Consider the following 26693-nt stretch of genomic DNA (forward strand, 5'->3'; position numbering starts at 1 on the left):
GAGAAACGTCAATGCAGATGGGGAAAGAGGCAGGCAAGTGTTGCAGATCCAACACCGGCTAATCGGTAGAAAACGATGGATTTGACCTACTTTCTGGATCGATTTTCAGAACCTGCGATTTTGACTGCGGGCGGCTTTCTGGCCGGTGCTTTGTTTGGGGGGTTCGCACAGCAAAGCCGGTTCTGTCTGAGGGCAGCAGCTCTCGATTTTGCGCACGGTGTTTTTGGGGTTCGTTTATCAATCTGGCTATTCGCGTTCTCCGCAGCGCTTCTTGGAACGCAGTTGCTTGTCGGCTTAGGCGAAGTGCCATCGCAGGAAGCCCGTCAACTCGCCTCTCTGCAAAGTCTCTCCGGCGCAGCGTTGGGCGGCGTGATGTTTGGCATTGGAATGGTCTTGGCCCGGGGGTGCGCCAGCCGGCTTCTCGTCCTCTCCGCGACCGGGAACTTGCGGGCGCTTCTGTCGGGTTTGGTCTTTGCGGTGATTGCCCAAGCCAGCCTTCGGGGGATCTTGAAACCCATGCGCGAATGGATGGCCGGGCTCTGGACAACGGCGGACATCGGCGGGAATGATTTGATTGCCCATTTAGAATTGTCGCAGACAGTCGTACTGGGTTTTGCGTTGCTTTGGTTGGGTGCCGGAATTGTGATTGCGATCAAGGCCAAAACACCCCTTTGGCAAGCAATTGCAGCGTGCGGAGCGGGGCTTGCCGTACCGCTCGCATGGTGGTTCACAGCTTCCGTTGCCAGCCAGGCGTTTGAGCCGGTGCAGATCGAAGGCATCACCTTTACCGGCCCCTCGGCTGATACGTTGATGCTGTTCTTGTCGCCCGCGCAGTCTGCGCTCGATTTTGGTATCGGACTTGTCCCCGGCGTTTTTGCCGGCTCGTTCCTCGCTGCACTTTTTTCCCGCGAATTGGAGCTTCAGGGTTTTGAAGGTGGCCGGTCTATGGCCCGCTATGGTACCGGAGCCGCGCTCATGGGCTTTGGCGGTATGCTGGCAGGCGGATGTGCCGTTGGCGCGGGTATCACCGGGGCCTCTGTTTTCGCGGTGACTGCATGGATTACGCTCTCGGCGATCTGGCTATCTGCGGGATTGACCGACTTTGCATTGAATGGCCGTCCGGCCAAGACCGCATCGGCGCAGCCGGTCGTCGGAGCGTCCTGAGCAAGGCTATGTGAGGATCGTCCTCAGCCAGTTTTTCACCGTCTCCACCTCAGGGCGAGTTCTTGCCAAGTGATCCCGTTCCACAAGGTAGTGGTCTTGTCCGAGTGGAATACGAATGTCCAAGGGAATTTTGAGCCGCCCGGCCTCGTCCAGCCGGATCGCAGCCCGTTCCAGGATGAGAGCGACCCCGGCACCAGCAGCTGCCAGTTCAACAGCTGCAAGCGTGGTGTCGACAGTAACACGCCGCTGCCCCTTTGGACGTTCCAGGTCGCATTCTTCAAAGTATCGGTCCCAGTGATCTTCAAAACCTAGAATGTGGATGAGCGGTGTCGCCAGAAGCGCTGCGGGCGTGTCTATGTCTTCGGCAAGCAAGGGGGCGCAGACGGGAATGATAGTGTCTCTTGCCAGAAGGTCTGCGTGGCCGTCTGGCCATTTGCCGATACCAAGTCGAATGTCGATATCGACCTCGGTCTCCAAAACCGTCTCTGCCCAGATGGCAGACAGGAGTCGAACCTTGATTGTCGGATGTTGCTCCAAAAATGTGGGCAGTTGTGGCGCGACCACCAGAACCGTCGTTGAGATTGGTGCCCGCAGGGTGACAGTCCCGGTCTGGCGTGCCCCGAAAAGACCTGCCGTTGACAAGGATAGCTCGTCAATTGCCTTGCGCACGGAGGGCAAATAGGCCTTTCCGATTTCGGTCAGTGCGAGTTTGCGTGTCGAGCGGAGAAGCAGGGCATGTCCAAGCTGGCTCTCCAGATTGCGGATATGTGTGCTGACGGCGGCCTGGGTGAGGCCCAGGTCATCGGCGGCCGCTGTGAAACTTCCGAGCCGGGCGGTCGTTTCGAAGCTTCTGAGCCACATCAGATTTGGAAGAGTAGACATCTTCTTATTGATAAAATTTTCGGAGTAATGTCCATCTATTTATTCGTTTTTCTTTTCCCAATGAGTCAGGGATCCTCTCCGCCATCTGAATTGGCCTTGTAACTTCGGAGAGGCGGACATGCATGTAGGGTTTATCGGTCTTGGCAACGTTGGCGGCAAACTGGCTGGCAGCATCTTGCGCAATGGTTTTGATCTCACGGTTCTCGATCTCGATGAAAATCTCATCGCGAAGTTTGCCGCGCTTGGCGCCCAAAAGGGGCAAAGTCCGAAACAGCTAGCTCAAGACTGCGATGTGGTGATTACCTGTCTGCCAAGTCCGGCCGCCTGTGCTGCAGTTGTCGAGGGGCCGGATGGTATTCTTGAAGGCATTGGTCCGGGCACCATTTGGGCTGAAATGTCGACAACGGACGCCAGCGAAGTCAAACGGCTTGCCGGGCTTGTAACAGAAAAGGGCGGTGCGGCCATTGAATGCCCGGTTTCCGGCGGGTGCCACCGGGCGGCCACCGGCAATATTTCGATCTTCGCCGGGTGTAACCGGGAGACCTTTGAAAAGGCCTTGCCTTTCCTGACGGTGCTGGGACGCCGGGTTCTGCACACAGGGGACATCGGGTCGGCTTCCGTGTTGAAAGTGGTCACCAATTATTTGGCGACCGCGAACCTTGTCTCCGTCTGTGAAGCCCTGACCACCTGCAAGGCGGCTGGTATGGATCTCAACACGGCCTATGAGGCGATCAAGATCTCATCCGGGACTTCCTTCGTGCATGAAACCGAAGGTCAAGTCATCCTCAATGGGTCCCGGGATATTTCCTTTACAATGGACCTGGTTGCCAAGGATATCGGATTGTTCCAGTCGATTGCCGAGGAACACAGCGTCCCGCTCGAGCTGTCACCCCTGTTGAACCAGATCTTCGCCGATGGCATCTCCCGCTATGGTCCTCGCGAGCTGTCGCCGAACATCATCAAGCGGCTCGAGGATGCGACAGGACTCACGATCCTTGGAGATGGCTTTCCGGCCGAAATGGAAGATGACGAGCCGGAAGAACCGGGGTACGAAGTCAGACCAACAGCTGCGGTCGCCATCGCGGCGGAATGAGTCTGGAGTGATCTGACTGAGATGCTTGATAAACGCCAATTTTATATCGATGGGCAATGGGTTGCTCCAACTGAAGCCAATGACTTCGATGTCATCAATCCGGCAACGGAGCAGCCGGTTGCGGTCATCTCTTTGGGAGGTGAGGCAGACCTGAACAAGGCAGTGGATGCCGCAAAAGCAGCGTTTCAAACCTGGGGTGAGAGCTCGGTTGAAGAGCGTGTTGCCCTCTTTGAACGGATCATAGAAATCTACAATCGCCGGTCCGCTGAAATGGATGCGGCGATCCGTCTTGAAATGGGGGCACCAGCCAAGTTTGCCCGCGAGCAGCAAACACCCTCAGGGTCTGGGCATTTTGAGGCAACGCTTGAAGCGCTCAAATCCCATCAATGGGAGCGGCCAAGCCCACGTGGCGGCAGCACCTTGCGGGATGAGCCGATAGGTGTTTGCGGTCTCATTACACCTTGGAACTGGCCGATCAATCAGATTGCCGCAAAGGTCGCACCAGCACTTGCCGCTGGATGTACGATGGTCCTGAAACCGAGCGAAGTTGCGCCGCTCTCGGCGATGCTATTTGCCGAGATCCTGGAAGAGGCTGGCTGCCCCAAAGGGGTCTTCAATCTGGTCAACGGGGATGGTCTCGGGATCGGTGTGCCGATGTCGTCACACCCCGATATCGACATGGTATCGTTCACCGGTTCGACACGGGCCGGGACGTCCGTCTCCCAGAATGCAGCAGCGACCGTCAAACGTGTCGCTTTGGAACTCGGCGGCAAGTCGGCCAATATACTCTTTGCCGATGCTGACCTTGAAACGGCCGTCCGGTTTTCGGTCGAAGGTTGTTTTGCCAACTCGGGCCAATCCTGCGATGCGCCGACCCGGCTTCTGGTCGAGCGGTCTGTGTACGATGAAGTTATCGCGTTGGCTGAACGATTTGCTAGCGAGACGGCTGTCGGCGATCCGGAGCGCGATGGAGACCATATTGGTCCGGTCGTAAGTCAGCTGCAATATGAGCGGATCCAGGGACATATTGAAGCTGGCATTAAGGAAGGCACCAAACTGCTTGCCGGCGGTGTGGGAAGGCCCGAAGGGCTGGAAACTGGCTACTATGTTCGGCCAACCATTTTCGCAGACGTCTCCAACGACATGCACGTCGCGCGGGAAGAAATCTTTGGGCCGGTGCTTGCGATCTTGCCGTTTGAGACGGAAGAAGACGCAATCCGCATCGCCAATGACACCCCTTACGGTCTGGCAGCCTATATCCAGACCGGAGATCCGGAGCGGGCGGGCAGGGTCGCTCGAAAACTGCGTGCTGGAAACGTCTATATCAATGGCGCGGGTATTGACTACGACGTTCCTTTCGGTGGGTACAAGCAGTCCGGCAACGGCCGCGAATTCGGCCAGTTCGGTCTGGAAGATTTTCTGGAACTCAAGGCGATTACGGCCTGAGTTTAATCATCCTGACATCCCCGGCCGACGCCACCCCGGCCTTGAGCCGGGGTCTCTGCGTTGCATCAATTGGTCCCGGCTCAGGACCGGGACTGCCAATCGTGAGTTCTGGGTGATTGACCCTACAAAGCTCTTTGAAGGCCAGTCACCCCGCCGCAGAACAAATCTGCAGAAGCGCGGCCATCGGCGGTGTTGCAAGGCCGAGGCAGCAGGCGTGAACGGTTGCCAGAAACGCGGTCAGCGTTGCGCCGGTGCCAAGTGCCAGCATCAATGAGGGATCTTGCCGGACTTCATCCATGGCGGCCTTCCAGCTCAAGGTCTGTGCGGTCATCAGCTCACTCCTTTCCTGGTTCAAAAAATCACATTGGGTTAGCATCTGCCAGACCTGTTACTCGGCTGCTTCGTGGGGTGTTTCTTCGGTTTTCTTTCCGCCAAACAGCCCGCCGAGCCAGCCTTTCTTTTCCTTCAACGCGTCTGCGTCACCGGCCGCATCTGTAATTTCTTCGGCCTCTTCGGGTGCGCTCGGGGCAACTTGTTCCGCGAACGCGGTGAAAAATTCACCAGCTAGGCGCTTGGCTGTGGAGTCGATCAGGCGAGCGCCGAGCTGCGCGAGCTTGCCGCCGACTTTGGCGTCGACCTCGTAGTGCAAAATGGTGGCGTCCGGCCCATCTGCTTCCAGCTGGACCTTCGCGCCGCCGCGTGCAAACCCGGCCACACCGCCGGACCCTTCGCCCTCAATGCGATATCCGTTCGGCGGATCGAGATCGAGCAGTTCCAACTTGCCGCCGAACGTTGCCTTCACAGGGCCGACCTTCAGCTTCACTTTGGCTTCCAGCTCGGTGTCGGAGTGCTTGATCAACTCCTCGCAGCCGGGGATCGATGCCTTGAGAACTTCCGGGTCGTTCAGCGCCGCCCAAACCGTTTCGCGGGGCGCCTCGATCCGTTGGCTGTCGGTCATTTGCATGGAATTATACTCCGTCTGTAACTTCAAATGTGATGAACGTCGGTTCCGCGTTGGCCCTTACGGCGGACCATCAAGAGTTCGGCAAGGATCGAAAGGGCGATTTCTTCCGGCGTGATCGCACCAAGGTCGAGCCCGGCAGGACCGTCTATCCGGTCAAGGCTCTCCTCGCGGATCCCCTTTTCGCGTAGCTTGGACTTCAGATGGGCGATTTTCCTGTGGCTGCCGACAAAGGCGATGTGTTTCGAGTTCGCAGCAAGGGCGGACTCAAGCGCCGCCAAATCACCGCGCCCTTGGGTGGAGACTACAAGATAGCGCTCTGCGTAATTATTTTCTGGGACGTTAAAACCGTCTTTGAGATCGCAAAACTCTGGGAATGCACTCAGGTCTTCGAGCGGGGCATGAGCAATACACTCAAAGCCGATGTTCGGCCCCTGCTGTGCTAGGGCGACGGCCACAGGGCTTGCTCCGAGGATAACAAGTTTCGGTCGTGGGAGAACCGGTTCGACGAAGATGTCCATCGTGCCCTGGCTTGGGCACATGTTTTTTGCAAACTGTACGCCTTGCCGGTTGTCTCCAGCTTCAACGCCAAGTTCCGCCAGCAGATCTTCCGGCTGGAGGGAAATCAGTTTTGGCTCGCCGTCTTCAATGGCAGCCTTCGCAGCCTTGATGACGGCGGACCGGGCGCAGCCGCCACCGATCCAACCCCCAGCGATGCTGCCGTCTGCGGCAATAACGGCTTTTGCGCCGGCTTTCGCAGCGGTCACCGAAATGGTTCGGACGACTGTCGCCAGTGCATAGGGTTCGGCATCTTTCCGTAGTTGCTCTGTCAAAGCGGAAACATCGGTTGCCGAGGCTTGTTGTGCAGCGCTCAGTGTTTCAGGGGCAGAGTGTTTCATCGGTGTCTCTCCCATCGCATCACAGGCGTTCAAGATAAGGTTCGAGGGCGGCCAGGCTGTCGAGATTATGGGCTGGCGCAAACAGATCGACATGGGGCAGGGCGGCCTGCATCCCGCCGGTTACCGGCTCGTAGCCATCCCACCCGATCATGGGGTTGAGCCAGACGATCCGCTTGCAGCGTTTGCGAAGCCGGGCCATCTCTTCGCCGAGCTGGTCCGGTGTGCCCGTGTCATAGCCGTCGGAAAGGATCATCACACAGGTGCGGGAATGAATGACGCGGGCAGCGTGGGACCTGTTGAAGTCCGCCAGCGCCTCACCGATCTTCGTCCCGCCGCCGATGCCCTGGGCCATCAGGCCCATCCGGTCGATCGCTCGCGTTGCGTCGCGTTCTGAAAGAGCGGATGAGACATGGACAAGCCGGGTGTGGAACAGGAACGCTTCGGCTTCCCGGAAATTGTCGAGGAGCCCGTGCACGAACCGTGTGAAGACACCGGTGTAATTGCTCATCGACCCGGAAGCATCGAGAAGGATCACCAGACGGAGCTGGCGCGCGCGCGGGCCCTTGCGGATCAACTCGATAGGCGTGCCGCCATGCGCTATTGAGTGACGGATCGTCTTGCGCAAGTCGAGCCGGGGACCCTTGCGCTTTTGCTTGTCCCGGCGCGTGAGGCGGATCCGCATGGCTTTGGCGAGGCTTTCTGCCAGTTCATGGGCTTTGGCCATTTGTTCCGGGTCATGGATGTTCCGGAAGTCGGTCTTGCCGAGGTGGTCCGCAATGCTGGCCCCCTCCCGGCGTCCTGACGGTGCCTCGTCGCTGGGCTCGTCCTCTTCGCCCGGAACCCGGTCAACATCACCTGCGATGGTGTCCTGACGCGGGCCTTGGGCATCAACCAACTCGCGGATGGTTTTCATGGTCTTCCTGGAACTGCTGCCGGAGACCTTGATGCCGGGTTTCACACCGCGCCCGAGCCAATAGGCATCGAACACGTCATCGAATTTGGTCCAGTCGGACAAGCGGCCGCAAAAAAGGGCCCGGAACGCTTCCTTCAGCCTCTGGGGACGTTTGATGATATCGGACTGAAGCAAGCGAGTTGCATCTTCCGTTTCGCCAAGACCCACCTTGTACCCGCTGTCGCGTAAGGAACGCACGAACCCTGCGAGGCGTACCCGGACTGCGGCGCCAAGATCGTCATGGCAGTCAAGATGGACGGAGGCCATGGCTCAGGCCACCTTTCCAAGAAGCCGATCGGTGACTTCCGATGTAATGCGGGCCTGGTCTTCGCGTGTCTTCAAAACGCAGACCAGCGTGTCGAAAACCGTCTCACGCCGCTCATGCAGGTTTTTTGTGCCAAGGCCGACAAGGGCAGCCGCCCAGTCGATGGTTTCTGCAACACCCGGCACCTTCATAAGGTCTTCCTTGCGCAATTTGCCCATCAGCTCGGCGATTTGCAGGGCAAGGGCAGTGTCCAGTCCCTCCACCCGGCTCAAAAGAATGCGCGCTTCGCGGCTGGTGTCCGGGTAATCGACATAGTGATATAGGCACCGGCGGCGCAGTGCGTCGGACAGTTCCCGTGTTCCGTTCGAAGTCAGGATGACCCGGGGAATGCTTGTGGCTTCGATGGTGCCAAGTTCGGGAATGGAGACCTGAAAGTCGGACAGGAGTTCTAACAGGAACGCCTCGAATTCTTCATCGGCCCGGTCAACTTCATCGATCAGAAGGACCGGCGCCTTGTCCTGGCGGATCGCAGCCAGGAGGGGGCGCTCCAAAAGATACTTTTCGGAAAACACCGCCTCTTCGACGGTTTCCGCGTCATCGCCGGTACCTTCCCGTGCCTTGATGGCGAGGAGCTGGCGCTGATAGTTCCACTCGTAAATCGCGTCGGAACGGTCGAGACCCTCGTAGCATTGCAAGCGGATCAGATCCGTGTTGTCCAGCTTTGCGAGCGCCTTGGCGACTTCCGTTTTACCGACCCCGGCTTCCCCTTCCAGAAGCAAAGGCCTGTTCAACATCTCGGTGAGGAGAAGGGTCATGGCAAGGCCATCATCTGCAACGTATCCGGTGGCAGCGAGCGCTTCGGCCAGTGTGTCTTTTGTCTGGGTCGTCATGGTCTGTTCGGCCGGGCCAGTCAGCTGGACGCCAGCGCCTTTTCAGATTTCTCGTTGGCCGGTTTCGGCCAGACCACAAAACCATTCGCGACGGCGATTTCGAACACACGCCGGGAAGGTGCATTGATTGGAAGAAGCAGATCATCGGCCTGCAGCGCATCAGTGAGTGTCATGAAATCGTCCTTGAATTGTCTCCCTCCCAATCGCCGGGAGGGAGATCTTATTCGCTCGTACTTAGCTATGCGCGCCAAGATCCTTGGCCGCCTGCCAGACACGCCACGCATCATGCGGCATCTGGATATGCGTTGAGCCCAGGAACTGGAACGCATCGTTGACCGCATTGGAGAAGGCAGGAACGCCGCCGACATTTGGGCTTTCACCGACCCCCTTGGCGCCGATCGGGTGATGCGGGCTCGGGGTGACCGTGTGATCGGTTTCCCAATGCGGCGTTTCCACGGCGGTTGGCAGGAAGAAGTCCATGAACGAGGCGCCCATGACATTGCCGGTCTCGTCGTAGCGGATTTCCTGCCCCATCGCGATGGCGAAAGCCTCGGTCAAACCGCCATGCACCTGTCCTTCGATGATCATCGGGTTGATGCGGGTGCCACAATCGTCCAGCGCGTAGAACCGCCGTGTCTTGGCAACGCCCGTATCGACATCGATATCCATGACACAGAAGTACGCGCCGAACGGATAGGTCATGTTGGGCGGGTCATAATAGCTGACCGCTTCCAGACCAGGCTCCATGTTGGGCGGCGGGGCGTTGTAGGCTGCCCAGGCTATTTCCTTCATCGACTTGCGGGCCTGCGGATTGCCCTTCACCTGGAACCCGTCGATGTCCCACTCCAGATCGTACTCGGAGACCTCCAGCATGTGGGCCGCGATCATCTGGGCCTTGTTGCGGATCTTCCGTGCCGCAAGAGCAATTGCAGCGCCCGCGACCGGCGTCGAACGCGAGCCGTAGGTCCCAAGACCATAGGGTGCCGTATCCGTGTTGCCTTCCTCGACCATGATATCGTCAGCCGGGATACCGATCTCGGTCGCGATGATCTGGGCCCAGGTAGTCTCATGGCCCTGGCCTTGGGACTTGGTGCCCATGCGCGAGATCACCGAGCCTGTCGGGTGGACACGAATTTCCGCACTGTCGAACATGGCAACGCCGAGGATGTCACAGTTCTTCGACGGGCCGGCGCCGACAATTTCGGTGAAGAACGAAATGCCGATGCCCATGATCTCGCGGCTTTCTCCGCGTTTGAAGGCCTCTTGTTTGGCTTTTTGTTCTTCGCGCAGCTGGCGGTAGCTGATGGTGTCCATCGCCTTTTGCATGGCCGTGTGATAGTCGCCGCTGTCATACTCCCAGCCGAGTGCCGACTGATATGGGAACTGTTCCTGCTTGACGAAATTCTTCATACGAAGATCGGCTGGGTCCATCTCCAGCTTCTGTGCCAGGATGTCCATGGCCCGTTCAATGCAGTAGGCCGCTTCCGTCACCCGGAAGGAACAGCGGTAGGCAACTCCGCCCGGTGCCTTGTTGGTGTAGACCCCGTCGACCTCAAGATGGGCGGTCGGGAAATCATAGGAGCCGGTGACGATGTTGAAGAACCCGGCGGGCCATTTGGACGGGTCGGCGCAGGCATCAAAACCGCCGTGGTCGGCGAGCACGTGCACTTTCAACCCGGTCACGGTGCCGTCACTCTTTGCGGCAATTTCCGTGGTCATGTGATAGTCGCGGGCAAAGGATGTGGTGGAGAGATTCTCCATCCGGTCTTCGACCCACTTCACCGGGACACCGGTGACGATGGACGCAACAATTGAGCAAATGTAGCCCGGGTAAGCGCCCACCTTGTTGCCGAAGCCACCGCCGATATCCGGCGCGATCACGTGGATCTTGTGCTCCGGAATGGTGGACAGCAGCGAGGCAACCGTGCGGATGACGTGCGGCGCCTGGAAGGTGCCCCAAACCGTCAGCTCTCCCTTCACCTTGTCCATGGACGCAACACACTGGCAGGTCTCCAGCGGTGACGGGTGTGTGCGGTGATAGGAGATCATCTCCTTGATGGTGACGTCGGCGTCGGAAAATGCTTTGGCGGTTTCGTCCTTGTCGCCCACTTGCCATTTGAAGATGTGGTTGTGGTGATCGCGCGGTCCGTGTGCGCCTTCTGTCTTGCCTTCAAGATCGGGCCGCAGGACGGGTGCGTCCGGGTCCATGGCCTTGAACGGATCGACCAGAACCGGCAGCTCTTCGTATTCGACTTCAACAAGCTGGATGGCGTCATCCGCAATGTAGCGGTTTTCCGCGACGACGAAGGCGACTTCCTGGTTTTGGTAGAGCACCTTGCCATCGGCCAGAACCATCTGGACGTCACCAGCTAGTGTCGGCATCCAGGCAAGGTTCACACCCTTCAGGTCTTCCGCCGTCAAAACGGCAATCACGCCTGGGATTTTGAGCGCTTCTGAAGCATCGATCTTGGTGATCTTTGCGTGCGGGTAGGGCGAGCGCACGAAATCACCGAACACCATGCCCGGCAGTTTGAGATCGTCCACATACTGGCCCTGGCCTTGCGTGAAGCGGATGTCTTCTACGCGCTTGCGCTTGCAACCCATGCCTTCGAGGGCTGCTTCCCGCTGTTCCCGTGTCGGGGTCATGTCGTTCATTCTGCAGCCTCCTGGAAATCAGTGCCGTTGAGTTTGGCGGCGGCATACTGGATCGCCTTGACGATGTTCTGGTATCCGGTGCACCGGCACAGGTTGCCGGCGATCCCCATGCGGATTTCGTCTTCCGTTGGGTTCGGGTTTTCCTTCAAGAGAACATGCGCCCGCATAATCATGCCCGGTGTGCAGAAGCCGCACTGGAGACCGTGCATCTGGCGGAAACCTTCCTGAAGGGCAGATAATGTGCCGTCCGGGTTGGCCATGCCTTCGACGGTCGTAAGATCTGCGCCGTTGGCTTGCGCTGCGAACATCGTGCAGGCCTTGACCGACATGCCGTTCATTTCGATGGTGCAGGCACCGCAATGGGAGGTCTCACAGCCAATATGCGGACCGGTGATGTCGAGATCTTCCCGCAGGAAGTGGATCAGAAGCGTGCGCGGCTCCACGAAGCGCTGCACCTTCTTGCCGTTGACGGTCATGGTGACCGGGATTTGTTCAATATCGCTCATTCTTGTCTCTCCCTCGTCCCCGGTCAGCTGCCTGCGCGCTCTGCTGCGCGGGCCAGTGCGCGTTCCAGCATCACGCCCGCCATTTTCGTGCGGTATTCGGCAGGGCCACGTCCATCGGATGCCGGTTCGGTTATGGCCTCTGCGGCTGCAACCGCTTTCTTCACGGTCTCTGCGTCCAACGCAGATCCGGTCAGGATCTCGCCTGCCTCAGCGGCAAAAAGCGGAGTGTCGGCCACATTTGTGAGGGCTATGGAACAGGATGCGACGGTTCCGCCATTCATCGTGAGGAGAACCGCTGCGGCGGCGGTGGCGTAGTCACCCACCTTGCGCTTCAGTTTTTCATAAGCATAACCATGGCCCGTCGCCGGTGTCGGGATCCGAACAGCGGTCAGAATTTCTTCCGGCGCCAGTGCCGTGAAATAGGCGGCCTCGTAAAACTCGCGCGCAGCGACTTCACGGTCGCCGTCCGGGCCGGTCAGCACATAGCTTGCATTAAGGCATTGCATCAGGGCGGGCATGTCGTTGCCCGGATCGCCGTTAGCGACGTTGCCACCGAGTGTACCGAGATACCGGATTTGAGGATCGGCGATCAGCAGGGATGTTTCGCGAATGATCGGCGATTTTTCTGCAAGCAACTCCGAATGGATCATCTCGTGTTGGGTCGTCATCGCTCCGATGACGATGGTTCCACTGTCTTCCGAAATGCCCTTAAGGCTTTCGACGCCGGCAAGATCTATCAGATGTTCCGGTGCCGCCATTCGCAGCTTCATCATTGGGATCAGGCTGTGGCCTCCGGAAAGGGGCCGGGCTTCATCGCCGTGTTCGGCCAGGATCGCCACTGCTTCTTTGACAGTCGCTGGCCGGTGATATGTGAATTCACCTGGGATCACGTCTTTCTCCTCCCTCATGCAGCTTAAACGGTTGGGCGGTGGTCCGAGATCTGGACAGGCCCTTTCGTTTGGGTACGGCGCTCTCCCACGCGCCTCATCTGACTGTAAGCGTCGCAGTTGCTGCAGCGCACTCTCAAGGAAACCTGCACAAATGACCTAGGAGTATGCACGGAATACGTTTATTCCCTCACGAATTACGTCATCATTGCTGACGTTTTTTGTGAAAAAATCGATATTTTTGACTTTGGTGTAGAGGTAAATTTGTTCGAAATGTCAGTAATTTAAGGAAATCTATTTTCAATAGACCTGTGGCTGTGCAGCGAAAAGCCAGAAAAGCGGTCTGGTTCACGAAATGCGGCCTTTGCACGCGTATGTTGCACTGCGTGCTGGGCGTTTTGCCGAAGGAAACCGATAGTACGATGCTAGTGAGCGGGAGCCGGGTCGGGCTCTGGAGCGTTGGTCGCCGACATTGTCGTGAGCTGGGATTTGACACGGCTCCAGCGAGAGCGGCTAACTGGTACAGACTGCCCTCCTTTACCCTGCAGGACCAGTAGGCCACCATCACCGGATCTCTTGAAGGAAGCGACACATGCAAGGTTCACGATGTGGCTCCGGTGCACCCGGTTGAAAGTTTTGCTGTCCAGCTGACGCTCGGCTTCGCTTATGGATAAGGGACAGAAATACTCCCGTGATCCGTCGAACAGCTTCGTGTAATGCGCATCTGCATGGATGGCCACGATCTCCGTTGTGGCGATCTGAGTTTTTTGACCGTCATGTTCGATCGGCAGCATCCTTTTTGCCGTCAATTTCTGCGCTTGGATCGGAGTGGCGGCGGACTGTAAGCCATGGGCAGTGCGTTTGGAGGTCTGCTCCGGTTTGGCAGAAGACGAACCTCCGGAATTCGCTTCCGCAGCCGCAGGGCTCGCTGGTGTTGCCGCTTGCAAAGCAAGCTCATCATCGAAGTGGGGAGCCTCATCCCCTTCAAGAGGCTGTTCCGGGACAAGCTTGAGCAGAAAAAGACCGGAGACAAGAAAAGCCACACAGGACACCAAAATGGCGAGAGTTCCGGGGTCTAGGGCCGGAGCAAGTGAGGGTGTTGGCGATTCAAGCGGTTCAACGGTCAAGCCGGCCATCGCGATGTAATGCATTGCAGAGATCGCAAGCGCCATCACGACCGCAGAGACAAACATTGGTGGCCGTCGTCCGGGGCCGAATAAGAGCCAGAGCGCAAGGCCTGAGGCGTTAAAGGCGATCAAGAAACTGGCAAATACATAGGCCGTGTCATGAGACATACTTAACGACAGATGCAACGCGTACATGCCTAGATAGTGCATCGTGCATATCCCGGCCCCCATGACAAAGGATGCGATCCCAAGGCGAACGGGTGTCAGTTGGCGATTGCTGGCCGCAAACACGCCGATACCGACGACGAGCACACAGACGAGAAAGGAAAGAAGGGTCGGCAATACAAGGAAGTTTGTCAGGACAGGAAGGCGGGCGGCGAGCATACCAACAAAATGCATCGACCAAATTGCCAATGCGAGTGTGAGCGCGGCTCCAGCCAACAACAGACGCCGACGGGGTTCTGTCGACGTGCGGACTTGGACGGCCAAACCCAAACCAACATAGCTGCCCTGAAATGCCATTATCAGGGAAAGCGCCACGAGCCAGGGCTCGTGCGTCACTGTCATTGTGAGCGTCCTCCCACTCAACACCATTCATAGAACGAAGCAGTGTCCTCGGTTCAGGATAGGTCAAGATTTGGCTCAGGCCAAGTTGCCAGTTTTTAATGCAACTCATTCGCAATAAGCTTGACACTTGCGAATGAGTTGCAATATCACTTGCATCAGGGTCAAACACTTATTGTGTGAGGTTTCAGTGAAAAAGACTGCTTTATTTGCTGCTGTGGCAGCGGTCGCGATGATGTCCGGGCAGAGCGCTTGGGCGGAAGATAAGATGAAGGTCGTTACGACCTTTACCGTCATTGCCGACATGGCCTCGAATGTTGCCGGTGATGCGGCTGAGGTGGTGTCCATCACCAAGCCAGGCGCTGAAATTCATGGGTATGAACCGACGCCGCAGGACATCGTACGGGCCTCCGATGCCAACCTAATTCTGTGGAACGGCATGAACCTGGAGCTTTGGTTTGAACAGTTCCTGTCAAACCTCGGCGACATTCCGTCGGCGACACTGACAGACGGCATTGATCCGATTTCCATCAGAAGCGGCTCCTACGAGGGCAAGCCCAATCCCCACGCCTGGATGGGCCTCAACAATGCGCAGGTCTACATTGACAACATTGCAGCTGCCTTTTCTGCTCAAGATCCGGCTAACGCGGACATTTATAAAAAGAACGCGGAAGCTTACAAAGAGCAGTTGCGCGGCGTGATCGAACCGCTTCGTGAGACAATCGCACAAGTTCCGGAAGACAAGCGTTGGCTTGTGACTTGTGAAGGTGCGTTTAGTTATCTTGCGCGCGATTTCGGCATGAAAGAGCTTTATCTTTGGCCGATGAATGCTGATCAGGTTGGGACACCGCAACAGGTCCGCTCGGTTATTGACGGCGTAAAAGAAAACAACATCCCGGTGGTCTTCTGTGAAAGCACAGTCAATACCGCGCCTGCTGAACAGGTCGCCCGGGAGACTGGGGCTAGTTATGGCGGGGTGCTTTATGTCGACTCACTCAGCGAAGCCGACGGGCAGGTCCCGACCTATCTCGACCTTCTGCGGGTGACCTCTACAACGGTCGCCGAAGGGCTCGAAAGCGCGACCAATTGATTTTTTCCGCGGCGCCTTTCGGTGCCGCGGCTCTTCCCCGGCGGACCGGATTTTGTAATGATTGGATTTGTTGAATGTTGAAGGTCATCGAGGAGCCGGAGTTGGCATCGACAAACATGGTGTCAGATATCGGAATCTCCGCAGAGGACGTGACCGTAACCTACCGCAATGGCCATACCGCGCTTTGGAACGCCAGTTTTGAGATCCCGCGGGGCACAGTCACCGCACTCGTCGGCGTCAACGGGGCCGGTAAATCAACACTCTTCAAGGCTATCATGGGCTTCGTGCCAGCTGCGAAGGGAACCATTCAACTTCTGGGCATGAGCGTCAAAGAAGCGCTTCGCAAAAACCTCGTCGCCTACGTACCGCAGTCGGAAGAAGTTGACTGGTCGTTTCCGGTGCTGGTTGAAGACGTTGTCATGATGGGCCGGTATGGCCACATGGGGTTCTTGCGCCGTCCCAAACAGTCCGATCACGATGCTGTTGCCGAAGCGCTCAGCCGGGTCAACATGCAGGATTACCGGAAGCGCCAGATCGGGGAACTGTCTGGTGGTCAGCGCAAACGTGTGTTCCTTGCGCGAGCATTAGCGCAAGACGGTCAAGTCATTCTGCTGGATGAACCGTTCACGGGCGTCGACGTCAAAACCGAGGAACAGATTATCGAACTCCTTGGAGAATTGCGGGCCGAGGGACGTGTGATGCTGGTCTCCACACACAACCTCGGATCTGTTCCAGAGTTCTGTGACCGCACTGTGCTGGTCAAGGGAACGGTGCTGGCCTTTGGCCCCACCGAAACGACGTTCACCCGTGAGAACCTGGAGCAGGCCTTTGGCGGCGTTCTCCGGCATTTCACCATCAGCGATCAGACGTTGCACACGGATGGGGATGACCGGAAGGTGACCATCCTGACCGATGATGAACGCCCATTTGTTCAATATGGAAATGAAACGCAAACGGCCGAGAAACGGCCATGATTGCCACTCTGCTTGAGCCTTTCAACTACGCCTATATAACCAACGCCATGTGGGTGTCGGCACTTGTCGGCGGCGTTTGTGCGTTCCTTTCTGCCTATCTCATGCTCAAGGGCTGGTCTTTGATTGGCGATGCTCTTTCGCACTCTGTCGTGCCGGGTGTCGCCGGCGCTTATATCCTCGGATTGCCCTTTGCTCTTGGGGCTTTCATTGCCGGCGGTCTGGCTGCCGGAGCGATGCTTTTTCTATCTGAACGCTCGGGATTGAAAGTCGATGTGATCATCGGATTGATTTTCACATCATTCTTTGGACTGGGTCTCTTCATCGTGTCGGTCAATCCGATGTCGGTATCGATCCAGACCATCACCATGGGCAACATTCTGGCTATCACACCGGCAGACACGCTTCAGCTTGCTATTATCGGGTTTGTGTCGCTGGGCGTGCTGCTGCTCAAGTGGAAGGACCTGATGGTCACTTTCTTTGACGAGAACCACGCGCGCACCATTGGTCTGCGACCAGGACTCCTGAAGGCTGTTTTTTTCATACTTCTTTCTGCCTCCGTTGTGGCGGCCATGCAGACGGTCGGTGCCTTTCTGGTGATCGCTATGGTGGTCACGCCGGGTGCAACGGCATATCTTCTGTGTGACAGGTTCCCAAGACTGATCGCACTGTCTGTTGTGATTGGATCGGTCACCAGTTTTTCCGGTGCCTATATCAGCTATTTTCTGGATGGAGCGACCGGCGGGATCATCGTGGTGCTGCAGACCCTGATCTTTCTTGTTGCCTTTGTCTTTGCGCCAAAACACGGCCTTTTGTCCGCGCGCCGGAAAGCATCTCAAGCGCTTCGCAATGGGCCCTCTGATACCGTGTTGCCAGGACAGCCCGGCGGAGGGCCGCAGTGATGGATCTCGATTTTCTTCTTCTGCCGTTCAAATTCCCATTTATGCAGAACGCGTTCCTGATCTGCGTTCTGGTTTCGATTCCGACCGCGCTGTTATCCTGTTTTTTGGTCATGAAAGGATGGGCGCTGATGGGTGACGCTGTCAGTCACGCCGTTCTTCCCGGCATTGTGCTGGCCTACATCGTCGGTCTTCCCTTGATCCTGGGTGCCTTTGCCGCCGGCATGGTATGCGCTGTGGCAACTGGGTATCTCTCGACCAACAGCCGGGTAAAGCAGGATACCGTTATGGGTGTTGTTTTCTCCGGCATGTTCGGTCTTGGGATCGTGCTCTATGTGGCAGTCGAAACAAACGCTCACCTTGACCACATTCTGTTTGGAAACATGCTGGGTGTTGGCAATCAGGACCTCTGGACCGCCGGCATCATCTCACTTGTTGTTGCAGGTGGTCTGGTTTTGAAATGGAAGGATCTCGTCCTTCACAGCTTTGATGCCGCGCAGGCACAGGCCTCGGGGCTGCCGGTCAATTTGCTTCACTATGGCCTGCTTGCTGCACTCTCATTGACGATCGTTGCGACCCTTTCGGCGACCGGGCTGATCCTTGCCATTGGTTTGGTGATTGCACCGGGCGCGATCGCATTCTTGCTTGTGCGGAAATTCAGCACGATGCTCTGGGTGTCCGTGGTTGTCTGCATGCTCTCCATGCTTGCCGGTACGTATTTGAGCTTTTTCATCGACAGTGCGCCGGCACCGACCATTGTCTTGATCCTGACAGCAGCGTTCATTGCTGCCTTCATCCGCCGGCAAATTGTTACTCGGCAGATGTCTTTGCGCAGGGTTGAGGAGGACAGGACCCTCAAAGAGGTTTGAATTTTACAACGTTTGTTTCCTTTGAAATCGTTTAGGAACAGTGACGAAAAAAGCCGCCCCGAAGCGTTCGGGACGGCTTTTTCGTTTTGGACTTTTGACCGGGTCAGTTTTTGACCGGAAGTGTCAACGAGACAAGATCCTGGCCCACAATCGTGGTGCCGTCGAAACCGCTTTCGGCCACGGCTCCGGTATAGTCCTCGTTGGTCAGTGCGCCTTCAGGGAGTTTGTAGGGACCTTGGCGCGGGGCGCCGACCGGCGGGATCAGATGGGTGAGCATCAAGTGTTTTACCCCGGCCCTGCGGGCAAGATGCCCAAGGTCCGTGGCATTGCTTTGACGGAAGTAAATCGGTGGTGGGAAGCCCGTGCCACCGTCTGGCCCCATGACCGGGTGGATCGTGGAATGCACGACAATGTCCGCACCTTGTGCCAGCTTTTCGACCTGGCCTGATGTAGATGTCTCTCGCGGCGGCTTGCGCACATCATTGCCTGCATCACCGCCGATCACCACGCTGCCGGCAGGGGTATCTACCCGATAGGAAGCATGTCCTGGGATGTGTGTTGACCGGATGGCGCTGACTGTTACGTAGCCTTTTGACCAGACTTCCTGGGCCTCATCTTGAGGTTTGAAGTCCTTGACATTGATCAGCTCGGCCGGGCCGCCGGGAAGGCGTTTTTTGTTTTCAGCAAGCCGTTGGGCGATTTCACCGGAGTTGATCAAGGCATCTCCGATATGTGTGGCAAAGCGCTCGCAGCTTAAGGAGAAGCCAAGCGGAGATTTGGTTTCCTCACTGCACACCAGATCAACCTTCGGCCCGCCAGAATTAAAGTGCCAGCGCAGCTGCATCATGTCTGCAAGGCCCTCGGTGTGATCGGAATGCAGATGGCTCAGGAAAATCGCATCGATTTTGCCGACCGGTACACCGGCCTGGGACAGGCGTTGTGTGGTTCCACGGCCGGTATCGAACTGCAAGCGCATGTCGTTGCATTTGTTTTCTTCCGAGCCGTACTGCACAAGAGTACCGGCACCCGCCTGTCCTTGAAAGACAGGTGGTCCGCCTTGGGTGCCGGTTAAGGTGACTTTGAGACAGTTTTCTGCCAGTGCGGGCGGCGCCATCAAGGTGCCTGAGCTGAGCAGTAATCCAGAAATCAGTGTCCGAAACATCGTTTCCTCCCAATGGTTTCGTTTCTTCCTTCTTTGAGTCCCGTTTTTCTTGATCCTTTGGACGGCGCTGCGTGCTTTGCGCGGCGCCGGCCGATTTTTGCTTACGAGAAACTCGTTTTTTTCGCCGAAAGACCGACCGACAGCGTGAAACTGCCTTCATTGATCATCCAGCGTCGGAGTGTGTAGCTGCGAACCCCGCGCGCATGCATTGGGTCGCCATCAGCAAGAGCTCGAGCTTCTTCTAGAGTCTTAGCTCGATAGACGATCATGCCTTCGCCCTGCATTTCTTCGCCGGTTTCATCGGAGACCGGACCAGCAAAGGCGAGACTGCCGGATGCTTCCAACTGCGCCTGGTATGCGAGGTGATCAGGGAGGGTCCCGGGAATGTCCGCGTCCGGTCCGACAGGTTTTGTGTTGACGACATAAAGCTCCAAAGCAAGCGCACCGCGCTCTTTGGCGATCTGCTTATATTCCTGCCATTTGGGCATTTTTATCCTCCAATTTTGCAGCAGTATAAAAAAATCGATATTATTTGACAAACTAAAAAAACGTCGTCAAAGTGAGGTGGTATTCGTTAACACCGAGGAAATCATGCGCTTCATTGTGGGAACCGGACCTGGAGGTCAGGGCGTTTATCTGGTCGAAGGTCAAAAGGCTTGGAACTTGACGGCACTGGACCGCAAAGTTGGCCATGATCTGATGGGTTTGATTTCCGGCGCAGCGGATCTTTCCGAACTGGTGGCCAAAAAAGACGAAGCTGCCAGTTTTGATCTGTCCGCGATAACGCCGGAATTGCCGGTGGCGGCACCCGGCAAGATCATTTGCCTTGGGTTGAATTACGTCGATCATATCAAGGAAGGCGGTTACGATGTGCCGACCTATCCGGCGCTCTTCATGCGGTCGATGACGTCAATGATCCCCGCCGGGGCTCCGATGGTGCGTCCTTCTTGTTCCGAGCAGCTCGATTATGAAGCCGAACTTATGGTGATCATCGGCAAAGGCGGCCGGCATATCAGTGAAGACAGCGCGTTGGATCACGTCTTCGGTTACACGCTTTTCAACGATGGTTCCGTTCGCGAATATCAGCGCAAAACTCATCAGTGGACGCCTGGCAAGAACTTTGACGGCACAGGTCCCGTGGGTCCAGTTGTTGTGACGCCCGACGAGCTGCCAAAGGGCGCTGAAGGCCTGAAGATCGAAAGCCGGGTCGGCAGCGAAATTTTGCAAAGCGCGACCACGTCCGACATGCTGTGGAGCGTGGCCCGTACGATCTCCACCATCTCTGAGTATACGACCCTGGAGCCGGGTGATTACCTTGCCATGGGGACACCCCCTGGAGTGGGCCACGCGAAGACGCCTCAACGCTGGCTGCGGCCGGGTGAAGTGGTTGAAGTCGAAATCGAAGGCATCGGTATTTGTGCAAATCCGATTGTCGCTGAAGAAGACATGCGCGCGACGGAGGCTGCCGAATGACAATGGCAGCGTCGCAAGCACCGGTTGGAGAAGCTCTGGCAACATTGCGTGCTGAGGCCCAGGATGTGGTCCGGTCCCTACGCGAACGAGTCACGAAACTTGATGATGACGGCATTGATTTGATCTTGCGCCAGGCGCGTTCGCATTATGCCTGGCAGGACAAGCCAGTGTCCCGTGACACGCTTGAATTGCTTTACGAGATCACCGCTGCAGGTCCAACGAGTATGAACACCTGTCCGGCGCGGTTCTTCTTCATCGAGAGCCAGGCTGCAAAAGAGCGGCTGGCCAAGTCGCTCAAGGACAAGAACATCGACAAGATGATGTCTGCACCGGTGGCTGTGATCATTGCCCATGATCTGGACTTCTGGAAAGAGCTGCCTTTCCTGTTTCCGCACGAGGACCGGAGGCCGCATTTCGAAGGGAAGCCCGAGCATTCCGAGACGACCGCATTCCGGAACGGGACGTTGCAAGGCGCCTATTTCATGATCGCTGCACGGGCCCTCGGTCTTGATGTGGGAGCCATGTCCGGCTTTTCGAACACGATAGTCGATGAGGAGTTTTTTGCTGGCACGACGTTGAAATCGAACTTCTTGTGTAATCTTGGATATGCGGATGAGAGTGCGTTGTTCCAAAAACTGCCGCGGTTGCCGTTTGATATCGCCTGCAAGTTCTTGTGAGGCCGCATGCCGAGCTTGAGAGAAAAAACAGTCGTCAAGCTTCGTGCCAAAGGGCTGGGCATCAGCCATTCACGGACAGACGTTTCCATACGCGACTTGACCTTTCAGATCGATGAACCGGAGGCGCGGGGTGGCACAAATCTGGGACCGGCGCCAACAGAAGCTGCATTGGCCGCACTGGCAGGTTGTACAAATGTAATCGGGCACAAGTGTGCCAGCAAACTGGGGGCCGACATCGGTCACCTGACAATCGAAATTACCTGCGAATTCGATCGCCGGGGGGTCACTCTTGAGGAGGAGATCGACGTTCCCTTTGTCGCGTTGCGGCAGGTAGTGACCAGCGATGGTTCGGTCTCGCAAGAGGAGCTCGACCGCGTCGGATCTGAAGTCGCCAAGTACTGTCCCCTGTCCAAACTGTTTGAACAGTCGGGGACCTCAATGGAGACAACTTGGGCCAAGGCCTGACGTCTCTGATGTTTTTGGGAGGAAATGTGATGATCGGAAAACTGACCAGACGGAGCGTAATCGCTCTTGCCGCGTTAAGCGCAATTGCAATGCCGTCTTTTGCGACCGAAACCATCAAGGCGGTCGTGATTGATGGCTATCCGGCCCGTGCGATGTGGGTCAAGGAGTTCACAAACTTCTTTATTCCTGAAGTCGACAAACGCCTTGCTGAAAAAGGCAACTACAAGATCGACTGGCAAGAGAGCTATGGTGGGTCAATCGTCAAACCGAAAGGTGTTCTTGAGGGCGTTAAGCTCGGCCTCGGCGACATCGGGATTGTCACCACGATCTTCCATTCATCCAAGCTGCCAAGTCAGGCGTTGTCCGCCGTGACACCGTTCATTGCACCGGATGCCCGGGCTGTTGCCAAAGCGGTCGACGAAATCGCCAAGGAATACCCGACCATGCAGAAAGAGTTTGAGGCTCAAAACCAGGTCTATCTGGCAACGGGCGTGGTGCTCGACACCTACCAGGTGTTTTCCAAGGAGCCGATCAACTCGCTGTCCGACTTGAGCGGATCCAAGGTTGCCGGTGCAGGCATGAACTTGCGGTACCTGGAAGGTCTCGACAATGCCGCTGGTGTGCGCGGTGGTCTGACGGACTTCTACAACATGCTGCAGACTGGATTGGTCGACAACGCGATGCTGTGGCCGGAAGCTGCCAAAACCTTCAAGATCGCTGAAGTGGCACCGTATATGCTTAAAGCGGACCTCGGCGCGGTGAATTCCAAAACAATCACCGTGAACAAGGACTACTGGGACAAGCTCCCGGATGAAGTCAAAGAGGTGCTGCAGGACGTGGCTGTTGCCTATCGCGATCACGTGGCCGGTGTTGCGATGGACCGCGCTGAAGCAAGCCGTGCCGCTTATGTGGAATCCGGCGGTACGATCGTCGAGATGGACCCGGCTGAACGTGCACAATGGGCCGCAAACATGCCGAATATCGCGGTCGAATGGGCTGCAGATCTCGACACAAAAGGCGAGCCAGGCAGCGATATGCTGAAGTCCTATACGGCCAAACTGAAGGAAGCTGGCCATACCCCGGTCCGGGACTGGTCCGCGGAACTGACGCAGTAAGCCGCAGGCTTGAGTACAGGATTAGCTCTATGCTGCGTCTTCTGGACACCGGCCTCAAGGCCTTGGCAACAGCAGCCAACTGGGTAGCGATTGGCGCTAACGCAGTTGGCACCCTGATCGTCCTCGGTCTGGTTCTGGTGGTCAATTACGATGTGGTGGCGCGTGGCTTCTTCAACGCGCCATTCCGGGGGGTCGTCGAAGTTGTTCAGTTCTCGATGGTTCTGATCGTCTTCCTGCAGTTGCCTGATGTCGTTCGGATGAGCCGGCTTACCCGCTCTGATGGATTTCTGACGATCTTGGGAACAACCCGGCCAAAGCTGGCTGACACGATCCGCCGGGTTATCGACTTTGCATCGGCGATATTCATGGCTTTGGTTGCTTATGCAATCTGGCCGGAGTTCGTCGAAATGTATGAGACAAAAGACTTCTTCGGTGTCCCTGGTATCTTCACGGCCCCTTGGTGGCCGATCAAGCTGGCCATCTATCTTAGCGCTGGACTGTGCACACTTCTGTTTCTTTTCAAGGCCTTCGAACGACTGGGTAAGCCTTCAGACGAAGACAGTGAACTGGGGTACAGCGGGCCCTATTTCGGCCAGAAGAACGCACCAAAACCCGATGAGCCTGCGGCTGAAGAGAAAATTCAATGAGCCCATTTGAAATTGGAATTGCGTCCGTTGTCGCGATCGTCGTTCTCGTCTATCTCGGCGTCTACATTCCGATCGCTCTCGGCTTGGTGTCCTTCGTTTCAATCTTGTTGATGCGAGACAATTTCGATCTCGCGATCAACCTTTTGAAAATTGCCATTGGCGACAGTGTGATGGAATACACTTTCGCCACCGTGCCACTCTTCACATTCATGGGTTTGATCGTCTCCAAGGCAGGGCTTGGGGCCGATATTTATCAGGTCATGAATTCCGGATTCCGGAGGGTCAAGGGCGGGATCGGCATGGCGACCGTCGGTGCCAATGCGGTCTTCGCTGCGGTGACCGGATCTTCCATTGCCTCCGCTTCGGTCTTTTCCAAGGTTTCTGTGCCGCAAATGCTGGCGTTCAACTACAACCCGCGTTTCGCAGTCGGGGTGGTGGCCGGGTCGTCGGTCCTTGGGATGATCATTCCGCCATCGGCGATGTTGATCATCTATTCCTTCGTCGCTGAGCAGAGCGTCGGAGATATGTTCCTTGCCGGTGTTGTCCCGGGCTTGATGTTGGCGGCCGCTTACGTTGTTGCGATCTTTTTGATGGGACGTTTCACGCCAAAGTATGTCGGCGGTCGTACATCGGATGAAACAGAGTGGATGAGCCCTCTGGAAATCGCCGACAAAACCATTCCAACGCTCTTGTTGATCGTTGCGGTCCTGGGCGGGATATACACTGGATGGCTAACTCCGGTTGAAGCAGGTGCTGCAGGATCTCTTTTTGGTCTGCTGATCGCTGCGTTCCGTAAAAAGCTGACATTGCAGTCGCTGTGGCAGGCGCTATTGGAAACCGGTCACATCACGGCGTCTATTCTGTTCTTGATCACTGCCGCATCGATCTACAGCCGGATGCTCGGTCTCGCGGGCCTGCCGAATGATCTCGGAGATCTCCTGACGGAAACGCAAATGACCTTCTTCTGGGTCATGGTGATCTATGTGCTGATGATGATTTTCCTTGGCACCATACTCGATACCGCGTCGATCATTCTCATCGTGGTGCCCTTGTTCCTGCCGCTGGTCGAACCGATGGGCATGTCCCTTGTCTGGTTCGGCATTGTGACGGTGGTCGGCGCGGAAATCGGGCTTCTAACTCCGCCACTCGGAATTTCGTGTTTTGTGATCAAGGCAACATTGAACGACCCTAGGATTTCTTTGAAGGATGTGTTCATCGGCGCGTTTCCCTTCGCGCTGGTGATGCTGATCGTTCTAATCGCTCTGATCCGCTGGCCGTCCTTGAGCCTGGCCATCTTAAACTAGAGGGAGCTCCATGCGCAGCGTCACCAAAGACAACATAACTGACGTCTTCATGAACTATTTCGGGCCGGATACGGATCCGCGCCTCAGGGAGATATTGCAGAGCCTTGTCACCCATCTGCATAACTTTGCCCGGGAGACGAACCTCACCCATGCCGAATGGCGCAAGGGCATCGAGTTCCTCGAGTGGGCCGGAGATATTTCAGACAAGGAACGGCACGAGTTTGTGCTTTTGTCCGATGTTCTTGGCCTCTCCTCGCTGGTTGACATGCTGCACTCTCATCCTGAGGGCACGTCTTCCAGCGTGCTTGGGCCGTTCCATATTACGGGGTCTCCAGCGCTTCCGATTGGCGGGGATCTGCGTGGTGATTTCAAGGAACAAGTCCTGCTCGCCCAAGGCATTGTGCGGGACATGGACGGAAATCCCATTGAGGGTGCCGAACTTGATATCTGGCAAACGGCACCGAATGGTCTGTACTCCAGTCAGGACCCGGATCAGGACACTTACTCCTTCCACGGGATCCAAACCACGGGCGCAGATGGCCGATACGCTTTCACGTCTGTAAAGCCGGTGAGTTACACGGTTCCAAGTGATGGCCCGGTTGGCGATATTCTTCGGGCCAGCGGGCGCCATCCATGGCGGCCGTCACACCTTCATTACATTGTTACGGCTCCGGGGTTCCGACAGCTCGTCACAGAGATTTTTCCAGATGATGATCCGTATCTGGATGAGGACACCGTGTTCGGGGTGCGTGAAGATCTCGTAATGACCTATGTCGAGAAGCCAGCTGGGAGCTTCCCGGCAGACGGATTTGAGCTTTCCGGAAAGGTCGACGGACCCTATCTTCTCGCCGATTTCGATTTGGTTCTGGTACGGGAATAAGTTCTGAAGCCAGGCAATACAACGGCGGGTCTTTTGGCCCGCCTCTTTTTTGCAGCTGATCCACTTTTTGAAAGATGCTCTGCTGCTTTATTCGGCAGCTTCTGAGGTGAAGAGCCTCTCCAAAAAAGCACCAGTGCGCTGGTAGTGGTCGAGCAATAGATGGCATGCGGTTTCTGTGTCGCGGTCGACAGCTGCATTCATGATCGCAGTGTGTTCGCTGCCAATATCACGGGTCGAATAGTCCAACGCTTTCCCTGCCAGATAGCGGTACCGGATATTGAGATCATAGAGCTGATTGCAGAACTTCAGGAGAACCTTCGAGGTGCAGGCTGCGAGAAGGTTCATATGGAACGTCTTGTGCAGGTCTTCGAACCGCTCAACATTGTTGCGTGGTTCGCGCATCATCCTGTGGTGGCTGATGACCAGGTTGTCTTCCCACACCTGATCAGCATGGGCAATGCTTTCCCGCAGCGCCATCTCTTCCAGATGGCACCGGAGTTTCAGGATTTCGGCAAAGTTTTCCCGGCCAACCTCCGCACTCCGAAAGCCACGTTGATCCAGTCTTTCGACCAGAAGGTCCGATACAAGCAAGGTCAGAGCCTCGCGGATCGGTGAACCGCCCATATCCAGCTTCTTGCGCAGGTTTTCGATTTTCAGTTTTTCGCCGGGCGGGATTTCTCCGGTCAGAATCATCTGCCGTATCGCGAGATAGGCGCGCTGGGTGGCAGACGGTTCTTGAGCCGGGTCGATATGAGGCTGAATATTCATGAGAGTGATAATATCGATTTTTTTGCAAAAATGCCAGTTTTTTCTTGTGTAACCCTACGTGCTTATACGTAAATCATCAGTC

28 protein-coding genes are annotated in these 26693 nt (G+C 56.5%); 14 read left to right on the forward strand and 14 right to left on the reverse strand.

Going from position 1 to position 26693, the window contains the following annotated elements; translation table 11 throughout:
- The first annotated feature begins 75 nt into the window (after window positions 1-75).
- The gene (locus AC0J4F_RS09315; RefSeq protein WP_473026041.1) at window positions 76-1164 is read left to right on the forward strand and encodes a YeeE/YedE family protein; all 1089 of its coding nucleotides are present in this window, start codon (window positions 76-78) and stop codon (window positions 1162-1164) included.
- A gap of 6 nt (window positions 1165-1170) precedes the next feature.
- Here the strand turns inward: AC0J4F_RS09315 and AC0J4F_RS09320 are convergent, their stop codons facing one another.
- The gene (locus AC0J4F_RS09320; protein WP_133951751.1) at window positions 1171-2046 is read right to left on the reverse strand and encodes a LysR substrate-binding domain-containing protein; all 876 of its coding nucleotides are present in this window, start codon (window positions 2044-2046) and stop codon (window positions 1171-1173) included.
- A gap of 118 nt (window positions 2047-2164) precedes the next feature.
- Here AC0J4F_RS09320 and AC0J4F_RS09325 point away from each other — a divergent pair, with 118 nt between their 5' ends.
- Together AC0J4F_RS09325 and AC0J4F_RS09330 are read left to right on the forward strand one after the other, a co-directional pair.
- On the forward strand, window positions 2165-3139 hold the full coding sequence (locus AC0J4F_RS09325) for an NAD(P)-dependent oxidoreductase (RefSeq protein WP_473026042.1): 975 nt from the start codon (window positions 2165-2167) through the stop codon (window positions 3137-3139).
- 21 nt (window positions 3140-3160) lie between these two features.
- Window positions 3161-4585, forward strand: a complete 1425-nt coding sequence (locus AC0J4F_RS09330) for an aldehyde dehydrogenase family protein (protein ID WP_473026043.1) — start codon at window positions 3161-3163, stop codon at window positions 4583-4585.
- A 145-nt stretch (window positions 4586-4730) separates the two neighbouring features.
- Here AC0J4F_RS09330 and AC0J4F_RS09335 read toward each other — a convergent pair whose 3' ends face one another.
- The 10 genes from AC0J4F_RS09335 to AC0J4F_RS09380 all read right to left on the reverse strand — a co-directional run bounded on the left by AC0J4F_RS09335 (window position 4731) and on the right by AC0J4F_RS09380 (window position 14294).
- Window positions 4731-4916, reverse strand: a complete 186-nt coding sequence (locus tag AC0J4F_RS09335; protein ID WP_473026044.1) for a hypothetical protein — start codon at window positions 4914-4916, stop codon at window positions 4731-4733.
- 57 nt (window positions 4917-4973) lie between these two features.
- The gene (locus AC0J4F_RS09340; RefSeq protein WP_473026045.1) at window positions 4974-5549 is read right to left on the reverse strand and encodes an SRPBCC family protein; all 576 of its coding nucleotides are present in this window, start codon (window positions 5547-5549) and stop codon (window positions 4974-4976) included.
- Between the two features lie 23 nt (window positions 5550-5572).
- A complete protein-coding gene (locus tag AC0J4F_RS09345) occupies window positions 5573-6445 on the reverse strand; it encodes an XdhC family protein (protein ID WP_473026046.1) in 873 nt (290 codons plus the stop codon).
- A gap of 19 nt (window positions 6446-6464) precedes the next feature.
- Window positions 6465-7664 carry a vWA domain-containing protein gene (locus tag AC0J4F_RS09350; RefSeq protein ID WP_473026047.1) on the reverse strand — a complete coding sequence of 400 codons (1200 nt, stop codon included), beginning with the start codon at window positions 7662-7664 and terminating at the stop codon, window positions 6465-6467.
- 3 nt (window positions 7665-7667) lie between these two features.
- On the reverse strand, window positions 7668-8552 hold the full coding sequence (locus AC0J4F_RS09355; protein ID WP_473026048.1) for an AAA family ATPase: 885 nt from the start codon (window positions 8550-8552) through the stop codon (window positions 7668-7670).
- 20 nt (window positions 8553-8572) lie between these two features.
- Entirely contained in the window at window positions 8573-8725 is a 153-nt protein-coding gene (locus AC0J4F_RS09360) for a hypothetical protein (RefSeq protein ID WP_166672802.1), read from the reverse strand.
- 61 nt (window positions 8726-8786) lie between these two features.
- Window positions 8787-11207, reverse strand: coding sequence for an aerobic carbon-monoxide dehydrogenase large subunit (locus AC0J4F_RS09365; RefSeq protein ID WP_473026049.1), 2421 nt, complete (start codon window positions 11205-11207; stop codon window positions 8787-8789).
- Complete coding sequence (locus AC0J4F_RS09370) at window positions 11204-11713, reverse strand: (2Fe-2S)-binding protein (RefSeq protein WP_473026050.1); 510 nt, start codon at window positions 11711-11713, stop codon at window positions 11204-11206. Before AC0J4F_RS09370 ends, AC0J4F_RS09365 begins: the two co-directional genes overlap by 4 nt.
- Before the next feature lie 23 nt (window positions 11714-11736).
- Entirely contained in the window at window positions 11737-12603 is an 867-nt protein-coding gene (locus AC0J4F_RS09375) for an FAD binding domain-containing protein (protein WP_473026051.1), read from the reverse strand.
- Window positions 12604-13025: 422 nt separating this feature from the next.
- Window positions 13026-14294 (reverse strand): MHYT domain-containing protein, encoded by a 1269-nt coding sequence (locus AC0J4F_RS09380; RefSeq protein ID WP_473026052.1) that lies wholly within the window; start codon window positions 14292-14294, stop codon window positions 13026-13028.
- Between the two features lie 229 nt (window positions 14295-14523).
- On the opposite strand from AC0J4F_RS09380, the gene AC0J4F_RS09385 reads away from it, so the two are divergent.
- The 4 genes from AC0J4F_RS09385 (at window position 14524) to AC0J4F_RS09400 (ending at window position 18120) form a co-directional block, all read left to right on the forward strand.
- Entirely contained in the window at window positions 14524-15381 is an 858-nt protein-coding gene (locus AC0J4F_RS09385) for a metal ABC transporter substrate-binding protein (RefSeq protein WP_133952085.1), read from the forward strand.
- A 74-nt stretch (window positions 15382-15455) separates the two neighbouring features.
- The gene (locus AC0J4F_RS09390) at window positions 15456-16355 is read left to right on the forward strand and encodes a manganese/iron ABC transporter ATP-binding protein (protein WP_473026053.1); all 900 of its coding nucleotides are present in this window, start codon (window positions 15456-15458) and stop codon (window positions 16353-16355) included.
- Window positions 16352-17254 carry a metal ABC transporter permease gene (locus AC0J4F_RS09395; protein WP_473026054.1) on the forward strand — a complete coding sequence of 301 codons (903 nt, stop codon included), beginning with the start codon at window positions 16352-16354 and terminating at the stop codon, window positions 17252-17254. The genes AC0J4F_RS09390 and AC0J4F_RS09395 overlap by 4 nt, the downstream gene beginning before the upstream one ends.
- Window positions 17254-18120, forward strand: a complete 867-nt coding sequence (locus AC0J4F_RS09400) for a metal ABC transporter permease (protein ID WP_133951772.1) — start codon at window positions 17254-17256, stop codon at window positions 18118-18120. The genes AC0J4F_RS09395 and AC0J4F_RS09400 overlap by 1 nt, the downstream gene beginning before the upstream one ends.
- A gap of 103 nt (window positions 18121-18223) precedes the next feature.
- Here AC0J4F_RS09400 and AC0J4F_RS09405 read toward each other — a convergent pair whose 3' ends face one another.
- Both AC0J4F_RS09405 and AC0J4F_RS09410 read right to left on the reverse strand, forming a co-directional pair.
- Window positions 18224-19282 carry an MBL fold metallo-hydrolase gene (locus tag AC0J4F_RS09405; protein WP_133951774.1) on the reverse strand — a complete coding sequence of 353 codons (1059 nt, stop codon included), beginning with the start codon at window positions 19280-19282 and terminating at the stop codon, window positions 18224-18226.
- A gap of 101 nt (window positions 19283-19383) precedes the next feature.
- Entirely contained in the window at window positions 19384-19770 is a 387-nt protein-coding gene (locus tag AC0J4F_RS09410) for a YciI family protein (RefSeq protein WP_133951776.1), read from the reverse strand.
- Window positions 19771-19873: 103 nt separating this feature from the next.
- On the opposite strand from AC0J4F_RS09410, the gene AC0J4F_RS09415 reads away from it, so the two are divergent.
- From AC0J4F_RS09415 to AC0J4F_RS09445, 7 genes are read left to right on the forward strand one after another with little or no spacing between them, the layout of a single operon-like run.
- Entirely contained in the window at window positions 19874-20755 is an 882-nt protein-coding gene (locus AC0J4F_RS09415; RefSeq protein WP_473026055.1) for a fumarylacetoacetate hydrolase family protein, read from the forward strand.
- Entirely contained in the window at window positions 20752-21432 is a 681-nt protein-coding gene (locus AC0J4F_RS09420; protein WP_473026056.1) for a malonic semialdehyde reductase, read from the forward strand. The genes AC0J4F_RS09415 and AC0J4F_RS09420 overlap by 4 nt, the downstream gene beginning before the upstream one ends.
- 6 nt (window positions 21433-21438) lie before the next feature.
- Complete coding sequence (locus tag AC0J4F_RS09425; RefSeq protein ID WP_409694041.1) at window positions 21439-21897, forward strand: OsmC family protein; 459 nt, start codon at window positions 21439-21441, stop codon at window positions 21895-21897.
- Between the two features lie 29 nt (window positions 21898-21926).
- Window positions 21927-23012: a C4-dicarboxylate TRAP transporter substrate-binding protein gene (locus AC0J4F_RS09430; protein WP_473026057.1), complete on the forward strand. Its 1086-nt coding sequence runs from the start codon at window positions 21927-21929 to the stop codon at window positions 23010-23012.
- A 29-nt stretch (window positions 23013-23041) separates the two neighbouring features.
- The gene (locus AC0J4F_RS09435; RefSeq protein WP_473026058.1) at window positions 23042-23659 is read left to right on the forward strand and encodes a TRAP transporter small permease; all 618 of its coding nucleotides are present in this window, start codon (window positions 23042-23044) and stop codon (window positions 23657-23659) included.
- Window positions 23656-24963 (forward strand): TRAP transporter large permease, encoded by a 1308-nt coding sequence (locus tag AC0J4F_RS09440; RefSeq protein ID WP_473026059.1) that lies wholly within the window; start codon window positions 23656-23658, stop codon window positions 24961-24963. The genes AC0J4F_RS09435 and AC0J4F_RS09440 overlap by 4 nt, the downstream gene beginning before the upstream one ends.
- Window positions 24964-24973: 10 nt before the next feature.
- On the forward strand, window positions 24974-25843 hold the full coding sequence (locus tag AC0J4F_RS09445) for a dioxygenase family protein (protein WP_473026060.1): 870 nt from the start codon (window positions 24974-24976) through the stop codon (window positions 25841-25843).
- Window positions 25844-25930: 87 nt separating this feature from the next.
- Here AC0J4F_RS09445 and AC0J4F_RS09450 read toward each other — a convergent pair whose 3' ends face one another.
- Complete coding sequence (locus AC0J4F_RS09450; protein WP_133951792.1) at window positions 25931-26611, reverse strand: GntR family transcriptional regulator; 681 nt, start codon at window positions 26609-26611, stop codon at window positions 25931-25933.
- Window positions 26612-26693: the final 82 nt, after the last annotated feature.

Source organism: Roseibium sp. R5 (genome assembly GCF_055755305.1).